This window comes from Tolypothrix sp. VBCCA 56010, assembly GCF_050875635.1.
Taxonomy (GTDB): Bacteria; Cyanobacteriota; Cyanobacteriia; order Cyanobacteriales; family Nostocaceae; genus Hassallia.
This window is the reverse complement of the sequence record NZ_JBPAOH010000300.1, coordinates 1-3,416: the sequence shown is the minus strand read 5'-3', so window position 1 is coordinate 3,416 and position 3,416 is coordinate 1. Positions and strand designations below refer to the sequence as shown.

At 45.4% G+C, this 3,416-nt stretch carries 2 protein-coding genes, 2 pseudogenes and 1 CRISPR repeat array; of the genes and pseudogenes, 2 read left to right on the top strand and 2 right to left on the bottom strand.

The features are described 5' to 3' along the window. Window positions 1-408, top strand: a 408-nt coding sequence (locus AABK37_RS40860; protein WP_432557092.1) for a hypothetical protein, incomplete at its 5' end; no start/stop codon positions are given. Window positions 409-496: 88 nt separating this feature from the next. After that, on the top strand, window positions 497-691 hold the full coding sequence (locus AABK37_RS40855; protein WP_432557091.1) for a hypothetical protein: 195 nt from the start codon (window positions 497-499) through the stop codon (window positions 689-691). 276 nt (window positions 692-967) lie between these two features. Then, window positions 968-2,164: direct repeats of the CRISPR family, unit length 37 nt; unit sequence CTTTCAACCCACCCAGTAGCTGGAGGGTTGTTGCGAC. A 441-nt stretch (window positions 2,165-2,605) separates the two neighbouring features. Here the strand turns inward: AABK37_RS40855 and cas12k are convergent. After that, window positions 2,606-3,214: pseudogene (cas12k, locus tag AABK37_RS40850) on the bottom strand (type V CRISPR-associated protein Cas12k); the annotation flags it as partial. 11 nt (window positions 3,215-3,225) lie between these two features. Continuing rightward, a pseudogene (locus AABK37_RS40845) lies at window positions 3,226-3,416 on the bottom strand (hypothetical protein); the annotation flags it as partial.

The following is a 3,416-nucleotide window of genomic DNA, read 5'->3' as shown; positions in this document are numbered from 1 at the left end:
CTTAAAAGACGGGGCGTATGTTTCCCACTGGTTGTTGGGGCTATCTCTTTCCCTACACCCCACACCCCACACCCTACACCCCGCCCCAACGGGGCTTGGTCAGGTTATTGGATTGCCACAACCCATCCATTTTTAATCATTGCTATCCGCTTTTTGGTGATTCAGCAAAGGTTAAATAAATTGCGTACCATTGAATCAGAACTGGATGTAACTGCTGTTGAACAACAGATTCAGCAGATCCGCACCGCTTTGGGACGAATCAGGACTATAAAAAAATCTCTGACGGAAATTGGGAAAGGTGTGTCTGTGATTAAAGCTGAGGCAGATGCACTGAGTACAGATATTCAATCAGCCCTCAAATCAATTGAGCAAACACTGAGTTTTGTTACCAGCGAAAGTATCGACTAACAGAACAAATGTACCAATGGCAATAAACGGCATCTCGCCGTCGATACGCTTGGCTTACCCTTTTTTACCCACTGCACTCCTCGCGAGTGTGAGCGATGACCAGGGCTTGATTCAACTACTAAGCAACAATCTGGATTACTTTCGAGCCAAACCCGTAAATATCCCGAAGATTACTATCCTGCTCGATGATGGCTATCACCCAGACAAACTCACAGTCGAACTGCAAAAAGTCTATCCTCAAATCATGACCAAGATCCGGTTTCAACTTGTACCCAAGCGCTAACCTTAGCCGAAAAAATAGCACTAGGAAAAACTGGATTTGTACCCGTAGCCACCCGCTTGGGGAAGAGAGCGGTCAAACGCTTGGATGGAACGCTGTAAAAGTTTGGTCAAAAACTTTGAGAGAACGCTCTCTCATGCCACGGGTAAGCTCAATCTTTGCTTCTATCAGACTCATGCTCAAACGGCTGGCAAATGGATAGATATCAAATGGGTTCTACAGAGACTATAGCGATAATGTCAACGTAGCGCTCTCTTTCAACCCTCCCTAATAAAAATTATGATAACCCACCCAGTAGCTGGAGGGTTGTTGCGACCTAAGATTAAGAAAGCAATTTTCACCGACAATAGTCTTTCAACCCACCCAGTAGCTGGAGGGTTGTTGCGACAATTCTTCCTTGAAATTGAAATCGTCTTTGTTTACCTTTCAACCCACCCAGTAGCTGGAGGGTTGTTGCGACCACTGGGTTTGCACGGGTCTGCACCATTTACACTCTCACTTTCAACCCACCCAGTAGCTGGAGGGTTGTTGCGACTAAAGCTGGATAATTATCATCATCAAGGAATCCACTTTCAACCCACCCAGTAGCTGGAGGGTTGTTGCGACACCATATTTGCAAATATCACTATTTTTTAGCCTTACTCTTTCAACCCACCCAGTAGCTGGAGGGTTGTTGCGACAGTTGTCATTATCTATTCTTACAAGATTAGAAACACTTTCAACCCACCCAGTAGCTGGAGGGTTGTTGCGACAGTCGTAAGGCAATTCAATGCATAAGGTTTGCCCCCTTTCAACCCACCCAGTAGCTGGAGGGTTGTTGCGACAAAGCAAAAATCTATTATGGTAAAAACATTTAATCTTTCAACCCACCCAGTAGCTGGAGGGTTGTTGCGACACTCGCTGACCAAAGTGATATTTGGGTGATGTCCCTTTCAACCCACCCAGTAACTGGAGGGTTGTTGCGACGATACCCCAGACGGACGTGTAGCCCATAAAATTTACATCTTTCAACCCACCCAGTAGCTGGAGGGTTGTTGCGACGCGATCGCACCTCTTTTTACCTGCGTCCCGACACCTTTCAACCCACCCAGTAGCTGGAGGGTTGTTGCGACCTTAGTTCGTCGCCCTGATTCTGCATCAGAAGACGTGATCTTTCAACCCACCCAGTAGCTGGAGGGTTGTTGCGACACGCCGAATTTATTTATTACTGGGATTAGAATTCTTTCAACCCACCCAGTAGCTGGAGGGTTGTTGCGACGTTTCAAGAGCTTGAAATCTTTGATTTTCAAGATCTTTCAACCCACCCAGTAGCTGGAGGGTTGTTGCGACTTTCCTTAATTTTTTCAGCTAGCGATCGCCTTGTCTTTCAACCCACCCAGTAGCTGGAGGGTTGTTGCGACCCAGCTTGGTAAGACTCTCCTATATCGACAGGTGTTTTCCTTTCAACCCACCCAGTAGCTGGAGGGTTGTTGCGACCCACCCAGCTTCAAAATATTGTGGAGCAATGTTTCTAGATGTCCTTAGCGCGAATGTCTCCCAATTTGCTATCTGAGCTTTACTCTCAAAAATCATGTCTTAGTGAAAAAACGATGAAATTTAGACGGGACAAGCTATTTACAATTTGCGCGGATCTCTAAGAAATTTTGCCTTGATTTCAGTCCTTCAAATGAAGAATTGGGGAGGGTTCCCCCTTGATCGGGGGTGATTTGGTAGCCACTACAGCAGTACATCTGCGCCCTTATTGCTGGGAGCGCACCTATCCTGTCTATTGACAGCAGCATCAGGGTGAGCAGCTACCAGGGCCAGAAAGCAAGACTGTATTGCTACAGTCAAACTAACCCCTATTTAACAAAGTTCCTGCTGCTTGCAACATGAACTCCGGCGCTATTAAATATTCTCTTGTCAAGGTTCAGTTTGTCAACTTCGCGTATTTGGGCGGAGATGGTAAGTAGAAAGTGCTAATTCCTTTGCTTTGTCTTCGGGACTGCCTCGAACAGGTTGTTGTCCTCCTTCAATCACTATTCCGGTTTGAGTAGCTTTACTTTGAATACTCTGAATTAATCTGCCATAACTCCAGGAATGGACGTTAACCCGGTACTGTTTGGCATATTTTTGCTGACCTTCTATGTAACCAGGACATTTTGCCTCGGCTATGGCTTGAATTTCACTTTGAACAATCTCCCGCATATCCCCTAGCTTAGGCAAAACGATGCTGCCAGCTTTATAGGTTTGTGCGATCGCTACAATTTCTTTAGCTAGTAATCGGTCTACATATTCCCCTAACTCAGATGAGCCAAATTCATTAGGAGAAAAACTTTTTTGTGCTTTGTGGCGTTCCTGGGATAACAATCGCTGTTGTCGTCTCTGGCGATTCAGGAGTTCGTAATTGTCACCAAGTAGCAGGCGAATACTCCGGGAAGCCAGGACTTTGTTAGCGATCGCATCCACTACTGCTACTGTGGCAGGTTTTTCTAGTCCTAGGCTTACTCCAACCAAAATGTGTGATTGACCTTGGTATAAGGGTTGATACCAATTCTTTATGAAGCTGCGCTAAATAAAGCTTCAAGAATGAAGTCGTAAGAGGTGAGAGAAATAATCACTTCTGGTGTAATAGTTTCTAGTACTTCAGCCAATTTCTGACGCAACTGGGCAAGGGTTTGATAATTTTGCCATCGCAGTTTATTTTTAAGAAACTGCCAAAACCTCTCAATTGGGTTCAATTCTGGAG